Source organism: Oxalobacteraceae sp. CFBP 8761, assembly GCA_014841595.1.
Taxonomy (GTDB): domain Bacteria; phylum Pseudomonadota; class Gammaproteobacteria; order Burkholderiales; family Burkholderiaceae_D; genus Telluria.
Genome location: JACYUE010000002.1, coordinates 749,629 through 770,466, shown reverse-complemented (window position 1 = coordinate 770,466; position 20,838 = coordinate 749,629). Strand labels below are relative to the sequence as shown.

Annotated in this window: 19 protein-coding genes and 1 other RNA gene; 7 read left to right on the top strand and 13 right to left on the bottom strand. The window is 62.0% G+C overall.

The genetic code is table 11. The features are described from left to right. Nucleotides 1-14: 14 nt before the first annotated feature. The 12 genes from lapB to gyrA form a co-directional block, all read right to left on the bottom strand. Nucleotides 15-1,190 carry a lipopolysaccharide assembly protein LapB gene (gene lapB / locus IFU00_15760; protein ID MBD8543740.1) on the bottom strand — a complete coding sequence of 392 codons (1,176 nt, stop codon included), beginning with the start codon at nt 1,188-1,190 and terminating at the stop codon, nt 15-17. Nucleotides 1,191-1,202: 12 nt separating this feature from the next. Continuing rightward, entirely contained in the window at nt 1,203-1,526 is a 324-nt protein-coding gene (locus IFU00_15755) for a LapA family protein (GenBank protein ID MBD8543739.1), read from the bottom strand. 153 nt (nt 1,527-1,679) lie between these two features. Next, entirely contained in the window at nt 1,680-1,985 is a 306-nt protein-coding gene (locus IFU00_15750; GenBank protein MBD8543738.1) for an integration host factor subunit beta, read from the bottom strand. A 26-nt stretch (nt 1,986-2,011) separates the two neighbouring features. Continuing rightward, the gene (gene rpsA, locus IFU00_15745) at nt 2,012-3,718 is read right to left on the bottom strand and encodes a 30S ribosomal protein S1 (protein ID MBD8543737.1); all 1,707 of its coding nucleotides are present in this window, start codon (nt 3,716-3,718) and stop codon (nt 2,012-2,014) included. Between the two features lie 341 nt (nt 3,719-4,059). Next, the gene (locus tag IFU00_15740; GenBank protein MBD8543736.1) at nt 4,060-4,722 is read right to left on the bottom strand and encodes a (d)CMP kinase; all 663 of its coding nucleotides are present in this window, start codon (nt 4,720-4,722) and stop codon (nt 4,060-4,062) included. 18 nt (nt 4,723-4,740) lie between these two features. Further along, nucleotides 4,741-6,072 (bottom strand): 3-phosphoshikimate 1-carboxyvinyltransferase, encoded by a 1,332-nt coding sequence (gene aroA / locus IFU00_15735; GenBank protein ID MBD8543735.1) that lies wholly within the window; start codon nt 6,070-6,072, stop codon nt 4,741-4,743. Then, nucleotides 6,069-6,983 (bottom strand): prephenate dehydrogenase/arogenate dehydrogenase family protein, encoded by a 915-nt coding sequence (locus tag IFU00_15730; GenBank protein MBD8543734.1) that lies wholly within the window; start codon nt 6,981-6,983, stop codon nt 6,069-6,071. The genes aroA and IFU00_15730 overlap by 4 nt, the downstream gene beginning before the upstream one ends. Next, nucleotides 6,984-8,087 carry a histidinol-phosphate transaminase gene (locus IFU00_15725; protein ID MBD8543733.1) on the bottom strand — a complete coding sequence of 368 codons (1,104 nt, stop codon included), beginning with the start codon at nt 8,085-8,087 and terminating at the stop codon, nt 6,984-6,986. Nucleotides 8,088-8,108: 21 nt separating this feature from the next. Beyond that, nucleotides 8,109-9,179 carry a prephenate dehydratase gene (gene pheA, locus IFU00_15720; protein MBD8543732.1) on the bottom strand — a complete coding sequence of 357 codons (1,071 nt, stop codon included), beginning with the start codon at nt 9,177-9,179 and terminating at the stop codon, nt 8,109-8,111. A 106-nt stretch (nt 9,180-9,285) separates the two neighbouring features. Continuing rightward, nucleotides 9,286-10,371, bottom strand: coding sequence for a 3-phosphoserine/phosphohydroxythreonine transaminase (gene serC, locus IFU00_15715; protein MBD8543731.1), 1,086 nt, complete (start codon nt 10,369-10,371; stop codon nt 9,286-9,288). Between the two features lie 19 nt (nt 10,372-10,390). Further along, complete coding sequence (locus IFU00_15710) at nt 10,391-10,966, bottom strand: DUF2059 domain-containing protein (GenBank protein MBD8543730.1); 576 nt, start codon at nt 10,964-10,966, stop codon at nt 10,391-10,393. Between the two features lie 115 nt (nt 10,967-11,081). Next, nucleotides 11,082-13,697, bottom strand: a complete 2,616-nt coding sequence (gene gyrA, locus IFU00_15705) for a DNA gyrase subunit A (protein MBD8543729.1) — start codon at nt 13,695-13,697, stop codon at nt 11,082-11,084. A gap of 374 nt (nt 13,698-14,071) precedes the next feature. Between gyrA and IFU00_15700 the strand changes: the two genes are divergently transcribed. From IFU00_15700 to IFU00_15685, 4 genes are all read left to right on the top strand, one after another. Further along, nucleotides 14,072-14,776, top strand: a complete 705-nt coding sequence (locus IFU00_15700; protein MBD8543728.1) for an OmpA family protein — start codon at nt 14,072-14,074, stop codon at nt 14,774-14,776. A 103-nt stretch (nt 14,777-14,879) separates the two neighbouring features. Further along, on the top strand, nt 14,880-15,584 hold the full coding sequence (gene ubiG / locus IFU00_15695; protein MBD8543727.1) for a bifunctional 2-polyprenyl-6-hydroxyphenol methylase/3-demethylubiquinol 3-O-methyltransferase UbiG: 705 nt from the start codon (nt 14,880-14,882) through the stop codon (nt 15,582-15,584). Between the two features lie 4 nt (nt 15,585-15,588). Then, nucleotides 15,589-16,296, top strand: a complete 708-nt coding sequence (locus IFU00_15690) for an HAD-IA family hydrolase (protein MBD8543726.1) — start codon at nt 15,589-15,591, stop codon at nt 16,294-16,296. Between the two features lie 179 nt (nt 16,297-16,475). Then, nucleotides 16,476-17,087: a glycine zipper 2TM domain-containing protein gene (locus tag IFU00_15685; protein ID MBD8543725.1), complete on the top strand. Its 612-nt coding sequence runs from the start codon at nt 16,476-16,478 to the stop codon at nt 17,085-17,087. 40 nt (nt 17,088-17,127) lie between these two features. Here the strand turns inward: IFU00_15685 and IFU00_15680 are convergent, their stop codons facing one another. After that, on the bottom strand, nt 17,128-17,985 hold the full coding sequence (locus IFU00_15680) for a class I SAM-dependent methyltransferase (GenBank protein MBD8543724.1): 858 nt from the start codon (nt 17,983-17,985) through the stop codon (nt 17,128-17,130). 152 nt (nt 17,986-18,137) lie between these two features. On the opposite strand from IFU00_15680, the gene ssrA reads away from it, so the two are divergent. The 3 genes from ssrA (at nt 18,138) to IFU00_15665 (ending at nt 20,818) form a co-directional block, all read left to right on the top strand. Continuing rightward, nucleotides 18,138-18,496: a transfer-messenger RNA gene (gene ssrA, locus IFU00_15675) on the top strand. A 396-nt stretch (nt 18,497-18,892) separates the two neighbouring features. Beyond that, nucleotides 18,893-20,002, top strand: a complete 1,110-nt coding sequence (locus tag IFU00_15670) for an acyltransferase (protein ID MBD8543723.1) — start codon at nt 18,893-18,895, stop codon at nt 20,000-20,002. A 261-nt stretch (nt 20,003-20,263) separates the two neighbouring features. Further along, entirely contained in the window at nt 20,264-20,818 is a 555-nt protein-coding gene (locus tag IFU00_15665; GenBank protein MBD8543722.1) for a manganese efflux pump MntP family protein, read from the top strand. The last annotated feature ends 20 nt before the right edge of the window (nt 20,819-20,838 follow it).

Genomic DNA, 20,838 nt, shown 5'->3' with positions numbered 1-20,838 from the left:
CGTTCGATGAACGGTCAGTTCATCACATTGAGTTCTTCGGTGCGGCGTGGCGGATACGAATCCCAGCGGTTGCAGCCCGGGCATTGCCAGTAGAACTGGCGCGCCTTGAAACCGCAGTGGCTGCACTGATAGCGCGCCAGCTTCTGCGTGTAGCGCTGCACCAGGTTCTTGACCATCGACAGCTCTTCCCAGACATGGGCAGGTGCATCCATCAGGCGCGCTTCAAGCAATTTGTCCAGGCCAAGGAGCGTCGGATTGCGGCGCAGCTCTTCCACCACCAGGCCCTTGGCCGCTTCGACGCCATCGAGCTCGATCACGGCCTTGAACACGACTTCGATCAGGTCGATCGACGAGGCTTCGGCCAGGTACGAGCGCAGCAGATTCACGCCCTCTTGCGGGCGGCCCACCTTGCGGTAGCCATCCATCAGGCGCGCGGCCACCAGGGCCACGTGTGGCACGCTTTGCTGCTCCACGCGGCGCCAGGTCTTCAGGGCTTCTTCGACGTCGCCCTGGGCCAGCAGCGCGTCGCCGCGCAGGATGGTCGCGCGCACGCTGTGGCGATTCGCTTCCAGCGCCTTGTCCAGCAGCAGCATCGCGTCGCTCGGTGCCATGTGCACCAGCGCGTCGGCTGCCAGTTCGCAATAGAACTGGGCGATCTCGATCTGGCGTGCGCCGGCGCCGGACGCCTGCAAGTCTTCGGCCGCCTCGATGGCGCGCTTCCATTCCTTTTCGCGCTGGTAGATTTCCAGCAGCGAGCGGCGCGCCTGCACCGCATACGGCGTGTCGGCCAGGCCATTGAACGATTCCTCGGCGCGATCCAGCAGACCGGCTTTCAGGTAGTCGATGCCCAGCTCGTACTGCGCATGCGCTTTCTCTTCGCTCGGCAAGTCGGGACGCGCCAGCAGGTTCTGGTGCACGCGGATGGCGCGCTCGGTCTCGCCGCGGCGGCGAAACAGATTGCCCAGCGCGAAGTGCATGTCGCTCGATTCAGGGTCGAGCTTGACGATCTCGATGAACGAATCGATCGCCTTGTCGGGCTGGTCGTTGAGCAGGTGGTTCAGGCCCTTGAAGTAGCCGCGCGGCAGCGTGCGCGACTCGGAGACCACCTCGTTGATGTCGACCCGGGCAGCGAGCCAGCCCAGGCCAAAGAAGAAGGGGATGCCAAGCAGCATCCAGAGTTCGAAATCCATGGTGTTCTGTTGTTAGTGGCGGGGTGCAACCGGTGGAACGGCATCCGGCGGCGGTGGCGTGGTGGCGACCACACCGGTACCAGCGGCGCTTTGCAGAGCCTGGATGGTGTACTTGTGCTGCCATTTTTCGCGGCGCTGACGGAACACGGTCGGCGCCAGGGCCAGGATGCCGAAGGCGGCGCCGGCAACAAAAAACGCCAGCAGCATCAGCACGAGGGGGCCGCGCAATTCATAGTCGAGGAAAAAATGCAGGTCGACCTCTTTCGTGTTCTTCAGCGCGAAGCCGAAAAACAGGATGAACAGGACAAATCCGACGATGGTCGAGACGAATTTCATCAACAGGTTCCGCTAGACAATGGTGTAAGGGCGAAGTGTCGCATATCCGCCATCATATTTCAAAATAGCGTGCGGCGTTGGGCCATTGGCTGACCCGACAGGCCAAAAAAAACGGCACCCTCGCGGATGCCGTTTCTTGGTGCCAGCACTGACTCAATCGTTGATGATCGGTTGCCCGACCATCGCGTCCACCTGCTCGCGCAACTGCTTGCCCGGCTTGAAGTGCGGCACCCGTTTTTCGGGCACCATCACCTTGTCGCCGGACTTCGGATTGCGACCGATGCGCGGTGGACGGCTGTTCAGCGAGAAACTGCCGAAACCACGGATCTCGATGCGTTGCCCAGTCGCCAGGGCGTTGGTCATCGCATCGAGGATGGTCTTGACAGCAAATTCCGCATCCTTTGCCACCAGCTGAGAATAACGCTCAGCCAGTCGGTTGATCAGCTCGGATTTGGTCATCTGCAAGCTCCTCAGGGCTTACCTGATTAGTTCTTGTTGTCGAACTTGGCCTTGAGCAGTGCGCCCAGGCTGGTCGTGCCCGAAGCAGCGCTGTTGTCGTTCGACAGCTTGCTCATGGCTTCTTGCGTATCGACATTGTCTTTCGCCTTGATCGACAGCTGGATGCTGCGAGCCTTGCGATCGATGTTGATCACCAGAGCTTCGACGGTGTCGCCGACTTTCAGGTGGGTGCCAGCATCTTCAACGCGGTCACGCGAGATTTCCGAAGCGCGCAGGTAGCCTTCGACTTCTTCGCTCAGCGAGATCACGGCGCCTTTCGGCTCAACCGATTTCACGGTGCCGGTGACCAGCGAACCCTTGTCGTTCATCGACGAGTAGGTGTTGAACGGATCGCCTTCCAGTTGCTTCACGCCCAGCGAAACACGCTCGCGCTCGACGTCGATGGCCAGAACCACGGCTTCCAGTTCGTCGCCTTTCTTGAAGCGACGCACAGCTTCTTCGCCGGCTTCGGTCCACGACAGGTCCGACAGGTGCACCAGACCATCGATGTTGCCTGGCAGGCCGATGAACACGCCGAAGTCGGTGATCGACTTGATCGAACCCTTGACCTTGTCGCCCTTCTTGTGGGTCATGCCGAAGTCGTCCCATGGATTTGCTTTGCACTGCTTCATGCCCAGCGAAATACGGCGGCGCTCTTCGTCGATCTCCAGAACCATGACTTCCACTTCGTCGCCCAGCTGGACAACTTTGTTTGGTGCCACGTTCTTGTTGGTCCAGTCCATTTCGGACACGTGGACCAGACCTTCGATACCCTGCTCGACTTCGACGAACGCGCCGTAGTCGGTGAGGTTCGTGACTTTACCGAACAGGCGGGTGCTCTGTGGGTAACGACGCGACAGACCGGTCCATGGATCGTCGCCCAGCTGCTTGACGCCCAGCGAGACGCGGTTCTTCTCTTGATCGTACTTGAGGACCTTGGCGGTGATCTCTTGGCCAACCGACAGGACTTCGGACGGGTGACGCACACGACGCCATGCCAGGTCGGTGATGTGCAGCAGACCATCGATGCCGCCCAGGTCGACGAATGCGCCATAGTCGGTGATGTTCTTGACGATACCGGTAACCACGGTACCTTCTTTCAGCGTTTCCATCAGCTTCTGACGCTCTTCGCCCATCGAAGCTTCGATGACAGCGCGGCGCGACAGCACGACGTTGTTACGCTTGCGGTCCAGCTTGATGACCTTGAATTCGAGGGTCTTGCCTTCGAATGGGGTCGTGTCCTTGACTGGACGGGTGTCAACCAGCGAACCCGGCAGGAACGCGCGGATGCCGTTGGTCAGAACGGTCAGGCCGCCCTTGACTTTGCCATTGACGGTACCGGTGACGATTTCGCCCGATTCCATTGCTTTTTCCAGCGCCAGCCACGAAGCCAGACGCTTGGCCTTGTCGCGCGACAGGATGGTGTCGCCAAAGCCGTTTTCCAGCGACTCGATGGCCACGGAAACGAAGTCGCCTACTGCGACTTCCAGTTCGCCCTGGTCATTCTTGAATTCTTCGATTGGAATGAACGCTTCCGACTTCAGGCCTGCGTTGACGATCACGAAGTTGTGATCCAGACGCACGACTTCAGCCGAAATGACTTCGCCCGAACGCATGTCTTGACGCGACAGCGATTCCTCGAAGAGGGCGGCAAAGCTTTCCATACCAGTATCTTGGGTAGTTGCAGTAGACATAAAAAAGTTGGTTATTTCATGTGAGCCAGCAGACCGACGATAGTGCGGACTGAACTGGGTTAGGTTAAAACACGCTTGCGATGGCCAATATGCTGTCGCAAGCACCAAAGGACAAGGTCTTCGACTGCCATCTTCAACAACGAAGATGCCAACCGGGAGACCACCGTCCCCACCCAAGTGGGGATCCAGATTTACTTGCAAACCACCATGGCGATGACTCAAGCCAATGGTGACGCATCGAACCGGGATTCCCGCCTGCGCGGGAATGACGTTCAGGCGCTGCTGCCTAACGGTTCAAACTACAACCGGTTGACACCACCGCCACCACGTCATTCAAAGTCTTATTTCTGCGCATACCAGGCCAGGACTTGCTCGACCGCCTGGTCGACCCCCATCGCAGAGGTATCCAGGATATGCGCATCAGCCGCTGCGACCAGGGGAGCGACTGCACGACCAGTGTCGCGTTCGTCTCTAGCCCGTAAATCTGCAAGCAGGTCGTTCATATTAGCAGAAAAGCCTTTGTCAATCAATTGCTTATACCGGCGTTGCGCGCGTGCCTCAGCACTTGCGGTGAGGAACACTTTGAGCTTGGCGGTGGGAAAGATCACCGTGCCCATATCGCGCCCGTCGGCCACCAGTCCCGGCGCCTGGCGAAAGCCCAGTTGCAGGTCAAACAGCGCCTGGCGCACGCTCGGCAAGGCGGCGATCTTCGACGCCATATTGCCCACCTCTTCCGCGCGGATCGCGTGGCTTACATCCTCATCCGCCAGGTAGATCACGTCATCCCGGAAGCGCGCCGGCAGCTGCTGGGCCAGCTTCGCGATACCCGCTTCGTCCGACAGCGGCAGCGCGCCGCGCAGTGCCTGCAGCGCCGTCAGGCGATACAGCGCGCCTGAATCGAGCAGGTGAAAACCCAGGCGGTCGGCAATGCGGCTGGCCACGGTACCCTTGCCGGAAGCGGTCGGGCCGTCGATGGTGATGACTGGTACGTTTGAATTAGGCATGGGCTCGGGGCGGGTCAATTAAAACAGCTCGTTGCGCGCAATGCCCGCAAACGCTTCGAAATAGTCGGGGAAGGTCTTGGCGACGCACTTCGGATCGTTGATCCGCATGGCATTGCCGCGCCGCGCCTTGCCGTCCAGCGACGCCAGCGAGAAGCACATCGCCATCCGGTGGTCGTCGTAGGTATCGATCGTGGCGGGCTTGAGTTCGTCCGGCGGCGTGATGCGGATGTAGTCAGGCCCCTCCTCCACCTCGGCGCCGACCTTGCGCAATTCGGTCGCCATCGCGCTCAGGCGATCGGTTTCCTTCACGCGCCAGCTGGCGATATTGCGCAGCGTGCTCGGGCCGTCGGCGTACAACGCCGCCACCGCGATCGTCATCGCTGCATCCGGGATATGGTTGAAGTCGGCGTCGATGGCTTTCAGCACGCCATTCGATTGCACCTCGATCCAGTTCTCGCCCCGCGTGACAATGGCGCCCATGCGTTCGAGCGCATCGGCAAAGCGCACGTCGCCCTGGATGCTGTGTTCACCCACGCCTTCGACGCGCACCGGCCCGCCCGCAATCGCGCCGGCGGCCAGGAAGTACGACGCCGACGACGCATCGCCTTCGACGTGAATCGTGCCCGGGCTTTGATAGCGCTGGCCCGGCTGCACGGTGAACGAGGCCCAGCCATTTTGCTCGACCTCGACGCCGAAGCGGCGCATCAGGTTCAGCGTGATCTCGATGTACGGCTTGGAAATCAGCTCGCCGACGACATCGATGGACACCGGATGCGTCGTGGCCATCAGCGGCGCGGCCATCAGCAACGCGGTCAGGAACTGGCTGGATACATTGCCGCGCACCGCCATGCGGTTGGCCGTGATGTGGCCGCGACGGATGCGCAGCGGCGGAAAGCCCTGCTCGCCCGTGTACTCGATCTGCGCGCCGACGGCGTTCAGTGCGTCGACCAGGTCGCCGATCGGGCGTTCGTGCATGCGCGAGACACCGTGCAGCGTGTAGTCGCCGCCGATGACGGCCAGCGCCGCGGTCAGCGGCCGGATCGCGGTGCCGGCATTGCCCATGAACAGATCGGCCGCAGGCTCGGGCAGCACGCCGCCGTTGCCATGCACGATGACCGTGCGCTCGTCGACTTCATCCCAGCGGATGCCCAGCGAGCGCAGTGCGCCCAGCATGACCATCGTGTCGTCCGACGCCAGCATGTCGTGGATCGTGGTCGTGCCCTCGGCCAGCGCGGCCAGTAGCAGCGTGCGGTTCGAGATGCTTTTGGAACCCGGCAGCCGCACCGTGCCCGCCGCGTGCAGCACGGGTTCGAGGTCGATATGCTGCGGATAGTGTTTTTGCTGCGTCATGTGTTTTCCTGAAGAGGCGCGCGCAGCGCATTTTGCCCGTGGCCAGCTTCGATGGCGATCTGCCACTCGTGGCGGGCGCGCTGCGCGTTCGCATAAATATCGTGCAATCCGGCCCCGTCGCCAGCAGCCAGCATGGTCCGCATCGTCGTCAATTGTGCCAGATAGGCATCCAGCTCGGTCAGCAGCGCAGCCTGGTTGGCCAGGCTGATGTCGCGCCACATTTCGGGCGACGAACCGGCGATGCGCGTGAAGTCGCGAAAGCCGCTGGCGGCGTACTGGAACAGCATGTCGGCGTGCGGCTTGCCGGCGAGGTCATCCACCAGCGCGTAGGCCAGCAGATGCGGCAGATGGCTGACGGCAGCGAACACGCGGTCGTGGTCTTGGAGCGTCAACTGGTGGATCACGGCGCCGCAGGCGCGCCAGGCGGCGGCGACACGTTCGACGTCGCTTGCTGCGTTCTCGGGCAATGGCGTGAGCACGGCCTTCTTGCCCTGGTACAGGCCGGCCAGTGCGGCATCGGGGCCATTCGCTTCGCTGCCGGCGATCGGGTGGCCGGGCACGAACTGGTGCACGCGCTCGCCGAGTACCGCGCGGGCTGCTGCAACCACGTCGCACTTGGTGCTGCCGGCATCGGTGATGACCGTGCCGGGCGCCAGGTGCGGCAGCAGCGCGGCCAGGATCGGCCCCGTCTGCGCCACCGGCGCGGCCAGCATGACCAGATCGGCGCCGTTCAACGCATCGGCGTAGTCGTCACAGACCCGGTCGATGATGCCAAGGGCCAGTGCCCGGGCCAGTGCCTCGGGATGGCGGCCGATGCCAACCACTTCCCGCACCTGCCCGGCGCGCTTGAGCGCCAGCGCGAACGACCCGCCGATCAGGCCGACGCCGACGATAACGATCTTGTCCAGCATTCAGCCGAGCGCCTTCTTCAACGCCTCGATGAAGGCCGCGTTCTCCTGCGGCAGGCCGATCGAGATGCGCAGCCACTGCGGCAGGCCATAGTTGCCGACCGGGCGCACGATCACGCCCTGCTTGAGCAGCGCCACGTTCACGCGCGCACCGGCGCCATCGTCGTCGCCGACCCGCACCAGCACGAAGTTGCCGAACGACGGCACGTACTCGAGCCCCAGTTCTTCGAACGCGGCGATCATCTGGCGATAGCCGTCGGCATTGTTACGCGCGCCCTGGTCCAGGAACGGCGTGTCGTTCAGCGCCGCGACCGCAGCGGCCTGCGCCAGCGAATTCACGTTGAACGGCTGGCGGATGCGGTTCATCAGATCGGTGACGGCGGGCTGCGCAATGGCAAAGCCCACGCGCAGGCCAGCCAGGCCATAGGCCTTCGAGAACGTGCGCGACACGATCAGGTTCGGGTATTTGCGCACCCAGGCGCTCGACTCGAACTGGTGCTCGGGCGCCAGGTACTCGTTGTACGCTTCGTCCAGCACGACGATCACGCGCGCCGGCACTTTTTGCAGGAACGCTTCGATCTGCGCGGCCGGGATGAACGTGCCGGTCGGGTTGTTCGGGTTGGCGACATACACCAGGCGCGTATCGGCATCGATGGCAGCCGCCATCGCATCGAGGTCGTGACCATAGTCGACGGCCGGCACCACGATCGCGCGGCCACCGACGCCTTGCGTGGCCAGCGCATACACGGCGAACGAATACTGCGAGTACACGACCGCTTCGCCTTGTTGCACGAAGGCGTGCGCCGCGATTTCGAGGATGTCGTTGCTGCCATTGCCGAGCGTGAGCCATTCGAGCGGCACGTCGTAGCGCTTGGCCAGCGCGGTCTTCAGCTCGAAACCGTTGGCGTCCGGATAGCGACCCAGGTCGGCTGCTGCTTCGAGCATCGCGGCGCGGCTCGACGCCGGAATGCCGAACGGGTTTTCGTTCGACGCCAGCTTGACGATGTTCGCTTCGTCGAGACCATATTCGCGGGCCACTTCGGCGATCGGTTTGCCGGCCTGGTATGGGGCGATGGCACGGATGTATTCAGGACCAAATGTCGACATGAAAATCTCTCTTGTAATCGTTTAAAGGCTTTGCGGGTACGACCCCAGCACCTTGAAGAAGGCGGCGTTGTCCTTGAGTTCCTCGAGCGCGCGCGCAACGGCGGCGTCGTGCACGTGGCCCTCGATGTCGACGTAGAAGTAGTACTCCCAGGTGCCGATGCGCGCCGGGCGCGATTCGAAACGCGTCATCGACACGCCGTGTTTCTCAAGAGGCGCGAGCAGGTTGTAGACGGCGCCGGCCTTGTTCGGCACGGCCAGCACGATGCCGGTACGGTCCTTGCCCGAGCGGCCGGTCTGCAACTGGCCGATCACGACAAAGCGCGTGCGGTTGTGCGGATCGTCCTGGATGTGCGCCTGCACGACGCCCAGGCGATACTGCTCGCCCGCCATCTCGCTGGCGATTGCGGCGACTGTCGGATCCTGGCTGGCCAGCACGGCCGCCTCGGCGTTCGAGGCCACCGCGCGGCGCTCGATGTTCGGGTAATGCTGGTTCAGCCACACCTGGCATTGTGCCAGCGCCTGCGAATGGGCGCAGACGACGGTCACGCCGTCCATCGTGCCCGTCTTGGTCATCAGGCTGTGGTGGACCGCAATCGAGACTTCACCGCTGATGATGGTGGTCGTTGCCAGCAGCAGGTCGAGGGTGCGGTTGATGGCGCCCTCGGACGAATTCTCGACCGGAACCACGCCAAAGTCGGCGGTGCCGGCCTCGGTGGCGCGAAACACTTCATCGATCGACACGCACGGCAGCGCATCGATGGCCGTGCCGAACTGCTGAAACACGGCCTGCTCGCTGAAGGTGCCGGTGGGACCGAGAAACGCGACCGTGACGCGCTTTTCAAGGGCGCGGCAGGACGACATGATCTCGCGGAAGATGGTCTGGACGTCGCTGTTCTTGAGCGGACCGGGATTGCGCTCGGCCACGCCGCGCAGCACCTGGGCTTCGCGCTCGGGGCGAAACACGGGCGCGTTGGTTTCGGCCTTCACGTGGCCGACGGCCTGCGCGACCTGGCCGCGCTCGCTCAACAGCTGGAGGATTTGTGCGTCGATCGCATCGATGCGTTCGCGCAAGGGGGTAAGTTTGTCTGTCATCGTTATGCTGGTTGGTCGATGTTGTTTGCGTTCGGGCGCATCGGCGGCGCATTGGACGCGTGGACGGGATACCCGTCCACCCTACGTCGTGCTCAACCGCGACGGCTTACCGTCCTGCAAACGTGTTCAAATAATCGACGAGGGCCTGTACGCCCTCGATTGGCATCGCGTTGTAGATGGATGCCCGCATGCCGCCGACGGACTTGTGGCCCTTCAGTTGCAACAGCCCGCGCTCTTTCGCGCCGGCCAGGAATTGCTCGTTCAGTGATTCGTCGCGCAGGTAGAACGGAATGTTCATGCGCGAGCGATAAACCGGATCCACGCGGTTGGCGTAGAAATCATCGGCGTCGAGCGCGGCGTACAGCAGACGCGCTTTTTCGATATTGATTGCTTCCATGGCCGCCACGCCGCCGCGCTGCTTGAGCCACGCGAACACGAGACCCGCGATATAGATCGCGTAGGTGGGCGGCGTGTTGTACAGCGAATCGTGCTCGGCGCAGGTCTTCCAGTGGAAGGCCGACGGGCACTGGGGCGAGGCAAAGTCGAGCAGGTCATCGCGCACGATCACGAGCGTCAGGCCGGCCGGGCCGATGTTCTTTTGCGCCCCGGCGAAGATCACGCCGTACTTCGAGATGTCGATCTGGCGCGACAGGATGTGCGACGACATGTCGGCCACGATCGGCAGACCGGCCGGCACGTCGGGCGCGTCAGGGTACTCGACGCCGTCGATGGTTTCGTTGGTGCAGATGTGCAGGTACGATGCGTCGTCGCTCAGGCGCCAGGTGTCGCGCGCCGGCACGCGGGTGAAGTGTTCAGGCTCGCCCGTCGCCGCGATGTTCACGCGCGCAAAGCGCGCCGCTTCCTTGGCCGACTTGCCCGACCAGGTGCCGGTGTGGACGAAGTCGATCACCGGATCTGGCCGGCGCCCGGCCAGGTTGAGCGGCACGATGGCGTTCTGCCCGAGCCCCCCGCCCTGCTGGAACAGGATCTTGTAATTGGCCGGCACGTTCAGCAGCTCGCGCAGGTCATCCAGCGCCTGGCGGTGGATGCTGGAAAATTCGGGACCACGGTGGCTCATCTCCATCACCGACATGCCGCTGCCATGCCAGTCGAGCATGTCGTGCGCAGCCTGTTGGAGCACCTCTTTCGGCAGTACGGCGGGGCCGGCCGAGAAATTGAAGATCTGGGTCATGCGGTCCTTTCGTGGAGGGTTATTTGCCTTGTGTGCTCTGCATGACTTCCTGCATCATGCCATTCAGGCGCGGCGCGACGATGCGCTGGCCGATCGCCATGCTTTCGGCGGACAGGCGCGGGCTCAGGGCCATCATCTTGCGGCCCAGCGGCGTGCGGTAGAACGCGGTCAGTTCCTTCAGTTCGGCGACCGTGTAGTTCCTGGCGTACAGCGGCGCGATTTCGACCATCATTTCATCGATCAGCGCCGGATCCTTGAACATGCGGTTGATGGCTTGCGACGCCACGGGCAAGACCTGCTCGACCTTGGCCAGTGCGGCCTTCTTTTTCTCGGCATCGGCGCCCGGATCGGCGTTGATCACGGACGTCAGCTGGGCGCGCATCATCTGCGGCAGCGCCTTTTCCATCTCGGCGAACGACGCGGTCATCATCTTGCGCACGTCCATCGCGTCGAGCAGTTCCTTGACGGCGGCGTTGGCTTGCGGGCTGACAGCAGCGGCCGTGGCCACCGGGGCCGGCGCAGTCTGCGCCACGGCAAACGATGGCGCAGCAGCGACGGCGGCAACGAGGGTCAGGGAACGAAGAAAGTGTTTCATCAGGAGTCCATGCGGGTGGCAGAGCCCGGCGACTTGAGACAATGACCGGCCTGCCGGGCCGGCCATTCGGGATGGCAGCAACAGGGACGACAGCACGTCCCTGCTCAGTACGATATTACTCTGGCGCAGGCTCGAACTCGACTTCTTCGAGGTCGGTTTCGACAATGCGCTGCAGGCCCGACAGCTTGGTGCCGTCTTCCACGGCGATGAGGGTCACGCCCTGCGTCGCGCGGCCCATCTCGCGGATCTCGGACACGCGGGTGCGAATCAGCACGCCGCCCGTCGTGATCAGCATGATCTCGTCGCTTGGCTCGACCAGCGTCGCCGCCACCACCTTGCCGTTACGCTCGGAGGTCTGGATCGCAATCATGCCCTTCGTGCCGCGGCCATGGCGGGTGTACTCCGTGATCGGGGTACGCTTGCCGAAGCCGTTTTCGGTCGCGGTCAGCACGGTTTGCTGCTCGTTCTCGGCCACCAGCAGTGCGATGACTTCCTGGCCTTCTTCGAGGTTCATGCCGCGCACACCACGCGCCGTACGGCCCATCGGGCGCACGTCGTTCTCATCGAAGCGCACGGCCTTGCCGGCGTCGGAGAACAGCATCACGTCGTGCTTGCCGTCGGTGAGCGCCGCGCCGACGAGCACGTCGCCTTCGTCCAGGTCGACCGCGATGATGCCGGCCTTGCGTGGATTGGAGAAGTCGCGCAGTGGCGTCTTCTTCACGGTGCCCAGCGACGTGGACATGAAGACGTAATGGTCTTCAGGGAAGGTGCGGTTCTCACCCTGCAGCGGCAGCACGACGGTGATCTTTTCGTTGTCCTGCAGCGGGAACATGTTGACGATCGGCTTGCCGCGCGAGTTGCGCGAGCCTTGCGGCACTTCCCAGACCTTGAGCCAGTACATGCGGCCACGGTTGGAGAAGCACAGGATGTAATCGTGCGTGTTGGCGATGAAGAGCTGGTCGATCCAGTCGTCTTCTTTCGTTGCCATCGCCTGCTTGCCACGACCGCCACGCTTTTGCGCGCGGTATTCGGACACCGGCTGCGACTTCATGTAGCCCGAGTGCGACAGCGTCACGACCATGTCCTGCGGCGTGATCAGGTCTTCGGTTTCGAGGTCGCTGGCATTGTGCTCGATGGCCGAACGGCGCGCATCCTTGCCATTGTCGGCGTACTCGGATTTGATCGCCGTCATTTCGTCGACGATGATCGTGGTGACACGTTCCGGCTTGGACAGGATGTCGAGCAGGTCGGCGATGTGGGTCATCACTTCCTTGTACTCATTGACGATCTTGTCCTGCTCCAGGCCCGTCAGGCGCTGCAGACGCATCTGCAGAATCTCTTGCGCCTGTTCGTCCGACAGCTTGTACAGGCCGTCTGGCTGCATGCCGTAATGCTTCGGCAGGTGCTCGGGGCGGAAAGCTTCGATGCCGCCGGCCGCGCCGGTCTCGGTGCGGTTGAGCATTTCGCGCACCAGGGACGAATCCCAGGCTTGCTGCATCAGCTCGACCTTGGCAACCGGTGGCGATGGCGCCGCCTTGATGATCGCGATGAAATCGTCGATATTGGCCAGCGCGACGGCCAGGCCTTCGAGCATGTGGCCGCGGTCGCGCGCCTTGCGCAGTTCGAACACAGTACGGCGCGTGACGACTTCGCGGCGGTGCGACAGGAAGCACTCGAGCATCTGCTTGAGGTTCAGCAGTTTTGGCTGGCCATTGACCAGCGCCACCATGTTCATGCCGAACGTGTCTTGCAGCTGCGTTTGCTTGTACAGGTTGTTCAGCACGACTTCGGGAACTTCGCCGCGCTTGAGCTCGATCACGACGCGCATGCCCGACTTGTCGGACTCGTCACGGATGTCGGAAATGCCTTCGAGCTTTTTGTCGCGCACGTTTTCGGCGATGCGCTCGAGCAGCGACTTCTTGTTCACCTGGTACGGCAGCTCATCGATGATGATCGCCGTACGGGCGCCGTCACGGCCGACTTCTTCGAAGTGGGTCTTGGCGCGCATGACGACGCGGCCACGACCGGTGCGGTAACCGTCGCGCACGCCCGAGACGCCGTAGATGATGCCGGCAGTCGGGAAGTCCGGCGCCGGAATCAGCTCGATCAGCTCGTCGATCGTGCAATCCGGGTTGTGCAGCACGTGCATCGCGCCGGCAATCACTTCGGACAGGTTGTGCGGCGGAATATTGGTGGCCATGCCGACCGCGATGCCCGACGAACCATTGATCAAGAGGTTCGGGATGCGGGTTGGCAGGACGGTCGGCTCTTTCTCTTTGCCGTCGTAGTTCGGCTGGAAGTCGACGGTGTCCTTGTCGATGTCGGCCAGGATTTCGCCGGCAATCTTGTCCAGGCGGCACTCGGTGTAGCGCATTGCTGCGGCGCTGTCGCCGTCGATGGAACCGAAGTTGCCCTGGCCATCGACCAGCGTGTAGCGCAGCGAGAAGTCTTGCGCCATGCGCACGAGCGTGTCGTAGATCGACGAGTCGCCGTGCGGGTGGAACTTGCCCATCGTGTCGCCGACGACGCGCGCGCACTTCAGGTAAGGCCGGTTCCACACGTTGTTCATTTCGTGCATCGCGTACAGGACGCGGCGGTGCACCGGCTTCAGGCCGTCGCGGACATCCGGCAGTGCGCGGCCCACGATCACGCTCATCGCGTAATCGAGATAGCTCTTGCGCATCTCTTCTTCGAGGGAAATCGGGACTGTTTCTTTTGCGAATTGATCCATTGGCGGGTCGACTGCTTTCAGGCGAAAGTTATAAGTTACAGCGGGCGATTCTACCACGCGCAACATAGTAGTTGCTCAATTCCGGGTCATGCCTTTTTGGCACGGGAAATCCGGACCGGACTCACTAAAAGTTCCAGTATTGTCGTCACCAGCGACGCCTGCTTGCATAAATGTTGCGCTTAAACAACGTCAAGCAACAAATGCTCGGTGTTTGATTTAGGTGCAGTCGTACGATTTTGGTGCGTGTGGCAGAATGGCCAGGAAGTCAATTGCTTGTTTCACAATACGAAACGGACAGAGCAGCCACCATGTTATTGTTATGACCACATGGAGACTGTCTGAATCGACACGGAATTTACCGAAAGGAAAAGAATATGAAAAAAATGATCACTGTTCTGTTCGCAGCAACGGCCGCCATCGCGGGCGTCGCTTCTGCCCAAAGCGCCCCACCTTATGCGCCGCTGACCACTGACCTGCAAGCGCGCACCCCATACAGCGCTTATGTGCAGGACAGCCGCGGCGTGATCGCACGCAATCCTTTCGGTCTGTGCTGGCGTACCGGCTACTGGACCCCGGCTGATGCGGTCCCAGGTTGCGACGCGCCACTGTGCGTCGAGCCAGAAAAGCTTGAAAACGGCAAGTGCGTCGCGCCACCAGCGCCAGTCGCCCCTGCACCAGCACCGGCACCAGTGCCTGAAGCAGCCCCAGTGCCAACCTCGGAAAAAGTCAGCTACTCGGCCGACGCATTCTTCGACTTTGACAAGGCGATCCTGAAGCCAGCCGGCAAGGCATCGCTGGACGAGCTGAGCGGCAAGCTGGGCGACATGAACCTGGAAGTCATCATCGCCGTCGGTCACACTGACTCGGTCGGTACCGATGCGTACAACCAGAAACTGTCGATCCGCCGCGCAGAAGCTGTCAAGGCTTACCTGAAGGGCAAGGGCATCGAAGAAACCCGCATCTACACCGAAGGCAAGGGCGAGAGCCAGCCTAAAGCGGACAACGCGACTGCCGAAGGCCGCGCACAGAACCGTCGCGTGGAAATCGAAGTGGTCGGTACCCGCGGCGCCGCCAAGTAATCAGGCCCCGCAGAACCCTCACCGGTTCCATCAAAACCCCGCCACGGCGGGGTTTTTTCATGCGCGCTATTCTCTCGCACCATTTCCGTTATTATTCCAAGCTATGACGACGACAAATTCAGACCCATCAGAAATTCAGAAGTTCAGCGAACTGGCCCACCGCTGGTGGGATCCAACCTCGGAATTCCGGCCGCTGCACGAGATCAATCCCCTGCGCCTTGAATGGATCAACGCGCGCGTGCCGCTGGCCGGCAAGAACGTGATCGACATCGGCTGCGGCGGCGGCGTGCTGTCCGAAGCGATGGCGAAAAAAGGCGCCAAAGTGACGGGCATCGATCTGTCTGAAAAAGCGCTGAAGGTCGCTGACCTGCACAGTCTGGAATCCGGGGTCGAGGTGCGTTACAAGCACATCGCCGCCGAAGACATGGCCCTGGCAGAGCCGGGCCAGTTCGACGTGGTCACCTGCATGGAAATGCTGGAACACGTGCCCGACCCCGCCTCGATCGTGCGCGCCGCGGCAGCCATGGTCAAACCGGGCGGCCACCTGTTCTTCTCGACGCTCAACCGCAATCCGAAGTCGTACCTGTTCGCCGTGATCGGCGCCGAGTACATCCTGCGCATGCTGCCGCGCGGCACGCACGACTACGGCAAGTTCATCACGCCGGCCGAGCTGTCGCAGTTCGTGCGCCAGGCCGGCCTGCAGGTCGATGGCCTGAAAGGCCTGACCTACAACCCGCTGACCAAGATCTATTCGCTCAACAGCGACACCAGTGTGAACTACATGGTGGCGTGCACCAAACCCCTGTGATCCGATGACCTTCCCTGCTTCGATTCCGGCGCCGCGCGCCGTCCTGTTCGACCTCGATGGCACGCTGGCCGACACCGCGCCCGACCTGGCTGCGGCCGTCAACTGGCTGCGCACCGAGCGCGGTCTGGCCGAGACACCGTACGAGGTGCTGCGTCCTACGGCCTCGGCCGGTGCGCGCGGCATGATCGGCGCAGCCTTTGGCCTGGCACCGGGCGACGATGGCTACGAAGAACTGCGCCTGGCCTGGTTCGACCGCTACCAGACCGCGATGTCTGCCCATACGACGCTGTTTGACGGCATCAACGAACTGCTCACCGGCATCGAACAAGCCGGCATGGCGTGGGGCATCGTCACCAACAAACCCTCGCGCTTCACCGACCCGCTGGTGCCGCAGATCGCGCTGGCGCACGCCGGCTGCATCGTTTCCGGTGACACCACGGCGTTCGCCAAACCGCACCCTGCGCCCGTGCTCGAAGGCGCCCGCCGCCTGGGCGTCGCACCAGAACAGTGCTGGTATGTCGGTGACGACCTGCGCGATATCGAGGCCGGGAAGGCAGCCGGCATGATCACCGTGGCCTGCGCCTGGGGTTATTGCGGCGCGATTGCACCGTCGACCTGGGGCGCTGATTACCTCTTCGACACGCCGGAGCAATTGCTGGCTGCATTACGCGATGCTGCGGACAGCACGTCGCGCGCGGATCGGGCGGCCTGATCGGGTTTGCACTGACTCCTTACGATGGCGCCCTCTTCCGGGCGCCATTTTTGTATGTGCCATCCACGGATATGGGCTTACATCTCTTTACGATTGATACAGGGATGCGTCTAGCTTGGAAGCGAGCTCGCCAGTAATCTACATCCATACAAACAAGCAATAGCTTACTGGAGCAGATCATGGAAAACACCACCAACCGCATTCACCCAATGATGGCAGCCGCAGCAGCATCGGTCATCATCGTCAGCCTGACCGGTGCCGCAGCGATCACTGGTCTGCTGCCATCGTCCAAGAGCGCGCCCGAGCCAATGCCACTGGCCGCCACTTCGCCATACAATCTGCAGCAACCAGGCATGCAGCAACCTGGCCTGCAGGTGCCTAACGGTTATATGGTCCAGAATGGCCAGCTGGTGCCGGTCGCCGCTAACCAGCAGCAACTGGTCCCGGCGATGGTGCCGGCGATGGTGCCCGCCAATCAGCTGGCGTATGCCCAGCCAGTGGCCCAGCAACAGCAGCAGCCGACGGTGATCATCAAGGAAAAGCCGGTGGTGCGCGTGGTCGAGAAAACCCGCGTGGTGCACGCAGCGCCGAAGCCAGTGCGCTATGAACAGCCGCGTTACGCAGAACCAGCGCCAGCACAACCGAACTATGTCGGCATCGGTACCGGCGCCGTCATCGGCGGCCTGATCGGCAATCAGATCGGCGGCGGCAATGGCAAGAAACTGGCCACCGTGGCCGGCGTGATCGGCGGCGGCATGCTCGGCAATGAAATTGCCAACCGCAATCGCTAAGCACGCGACAACCTTACACCTCCCCTTGGCCGCAAGCTGATCAGCTTGCGGCTTTTTTCGTGAAGATGCTGACGATGATGTCGCTCGGGAAAATGCTCAAGACGGGGATGGCGCAGCGAATGACGATGTATTGCAGATACAGCGACACCGGCGCGGCCTTGCCCACGTAGCGCAGCCGTTCCATGAGGCCTTCCGCGCGCAGTGCGGGCAGCTCGGCCGTTTTTGCCATCGTGAACCCTTGTTTGAGCACCAGTTCGCGCAGATTGCGCGGGTCAAAATAATGGACGTGCGGCGACGGCATATCCTTTTGCCACATGCGCTCGAACGGTCCGCGCCAGCCGATCCGGGCCAACACCTTGGACACGCGATAGAAAAAGCCGCGGCTACTGGGCAGGTTCAGGATCAGAATGCCGCCGTCATTCAGATGCGCATGGCAAGCTGCCAGTGCGCTATGAATATCGGGAATATGCTCGATCACATCGTTAAAAACGATCGCATCGAAGCGCTCGTCGCGGCCTACGACATCGGGAAAATACCCCGAGCGCACCGGCAAACCACGCGCGGCCGCACGCCCGCCTACCTCAGCATCGGGCTCGACACCCAGCACATCGAATTGCCCACGTGCCGCTTCCAGAAACCAGCCATGTGCGCTGCCTACGTCGAGCAGCCGCGGTTTGCTGGCCGAAACATGCTGTTTGGCATAGCCGACGATCGTGTTGAAATTCTGGACGCGCAATGCCTTCAGGGCTGCCTCGCGTTGTGCTTCATCCATGGGCACGGTGCTTGGCGCATTGATCGCCGGCGTCAACGCGGCGCTTTCATAACGACAACCGCGGCATGTTGCGTGCCAGCCAGTCAGTCCCGCGATCTGCGAACCGCCACAAACAATGCATGTCATTACGAGCCCTGTCGTCACACGATGAATCCGACGAGCATATTGCAATTCGAGCATGCATTGTGGGTTTTTCACCAACAGCGACTTTAAGGCGTTTCTCATGAAAACGGGTGTACATCACCCACGCATGGAGTACAATAAAACTTCTCGACACTGGGGGCGACCTGGTTTCGACGTGGGTTGCAAAGCAGCGCAGGGCATACCGAGGACTGGTTACCTCGTAAATACATCCAGAAATCAATAACTGCAAACGATAACTCGTACGCACAAGCAGCTTAATTGCTGCTAGCTCTACAACACCTCGCCTCTGGGGTGAGTCGCAAGACTAGTAGAGTCATTTACAGAGGCTAGGACTCAGCCGGGTTACTTGGTTGTTTCCGAAATTTAAGGTAACTCGCCTGTCCAAAGCGTGCACATCCGCGCTGTACGGGCTAAATTAAATGATAGTGCTAAGTATGTAGAACTGTCTGTAGAGTGCTTGCGGACGCGGGTTCGATTCCCGCCGCCTCCACCAGTATTCCAAAAAAACCGTCCTGTGGACGGTTTTTTTTCGCCTGCGCTTCAGGCGGCGGGAATCGAACCCGCGGGACGCGGGGGATTTCCGGGAATTCGGGGAGCACCGCTCCCCGCCGGAAATCCGCCTTGCGCTTGCAAGCGCAAGGCTCTCCGATTCGCCTGACCAGAGGGAAATCGCTCCGCGATTTCTTGCCCTCCCGCCTCTGCTAGAACGCACGCGACTTCGACCGGAGCGCAATGCCACTCAAAGCAAACCAAAAACAACCAGGCACCACCCACACACGGGAGCCACTACCCATGTTTTTCTAGCAAGTTCAGCTATGATAGCGCCCCCACAGGCGCGTCGGAATTACCAGCAATGCAGATGCGCCAAGCACCACCACCCAGAATGCACATGAAGTCCACCCCGATAACCGCGCCACACGCCCCAACTGAATTCGCCACAATCAACCTGCTGAAAGCCATCTCCGCCCAGCTGATCGTCCTCCACCACCTGGCCTTCTACGGCCCCATGGCCGACTACACCCGCGAGGCACTCCCCGACCTGATCGATTGGCTCGCCCAGGACACCCGCATCGCGGTCCAGGTCTTCCTGGTCATCGGCGGCTTCCTTGCCGCAAAGTCATTGTCACCCCAGGCATTGTCCGGCCCGGCGAATCCGTTAAAAACCATCCTGCGCCGCTACACCAAGCTGGCCCCGCCATTCTTCGTCGCGATCCTGCTGGCCGTGGCCGCCTCATGGCTCGCAGGCCTCTGGATGACCCATGACGCCATCTCTGCACCGCCCAGCGGCGGGCAGCTGCTCGCCCATGCTTTCCTGCTGCACGACGTGCTTGGCTATGACGCGCTCTCGGCCGGCGCCTGGTACGTTGCCATCGACCTGCAGCTATATGCCATGTTCAGCGTCCTGCTGTGGGCTTGCAGCCGCGCATCGGCACAGCCCATGGCGGCGTACCTGATCCCGGCGCTGACGGCCATTGTCGCCGGCGCCTCGCTGCTGTACTTCAACCTCGATGCCGACTGGGACGTCTGGGCACCCTACTTTCTCGGCAGTTATGGCCTGGGCGCGCTAGCGTGGTGGGCGAGCGATCCCGCCCGTCGGCCGCGCTCGACTGCTGTCGTACTGCTGATGATGACTGCGCCGGCGCTGCTTGCGCTGACGGTCGACTTTCGCAGCCGTATTGCGCTCGCACTGATCGTTGCCTGTTTGCTAGTCGTGTTCGGCCGTGTGCGGACTGCAGTGACTGCCCGCGGACAATGGCGTGTCATTCGCGTTGCCGGAAACATCTCGTTCTCCGTGTTCCTGGTGCATTTTCCTGTGTGCCTGGTCATCAATGCGGCGTTCACCCGTTTCGCGCCACAGGACGTGTTCGTGCAGACTGGCGGCGTCATTCTTGCCTGGATTGCCAGCATGATTGCCGGCGCCCTGTTCCATCACGGCGTCGAATTGCCGATCGGCCGCACCCTGACTTGGGCACCTGGACGGCGCACCGTGCTCGCTTGATGCTGCCAACGTGGCCCTAACGCATCCTTAACGGTCTCATCACGCACACATAACGCGCCTTGCCGATTCCCTACCGCTGAGTTACCATAGCGCCGCCCTTGGGGAGTAGCCTGCTTCCTCTTTCGGAAGTTTGTCGCATCAACATACTTGACGCTCAACGTCATGGTGCGCAAGCCTTCTGGTTGGCAAGACCATTGGCATGTTTGCGTGACGTTCGGGCCACGCGACATGCCTTTTGTCGTGCCCGATCGGAAAGCTGTCATGTCTCTCGTTGCCATCCTCATCCTCGCCTTCGCCATGTCCACCGACGCTTTTGCCGTCGCCATTGCCATGGGCGCACGCCGCCATCATGTACGGTTCAAGGATGCGTTGAAGGTGGGCCTGCTGTTCGGTGTGATCGAGGGTGTGACGCCGCTGGTCGGCTGGGCGCTGGGCAGCATTGCCGCTTCCTACGTCGAGAGCTGGGATCACTGGGTCGCCTTCGTCCTTCTGTGCGGACTGGGCGTGCGCATGATCCACGAAGGCTTATCCCCGCCGGAAGACGCCGAAGACTCGAACCGGCCGCTATGGCTGCTGGCATTGACGGGTTTCGCCACCAGCATCGACGCCATGGTCGTCGGCGTGAGTCTGGCCTTTACGGCCACCCATATTGTCTGGCCTGCGCTGGCCATCGGCCTGGCGACGCTGACGATGGTGACGCTGGGCATGCTGGTCGGTCGCCGTATCGGCGCCCTGGCGGGCAAGCGCGCCGAGATCTTCGGCGGGCTGGTATTGATCGCGGTCGGATGCGTCACGCTGTGGGAACACTTGCAGTGACGCGGCCCGGCCGCTGACGA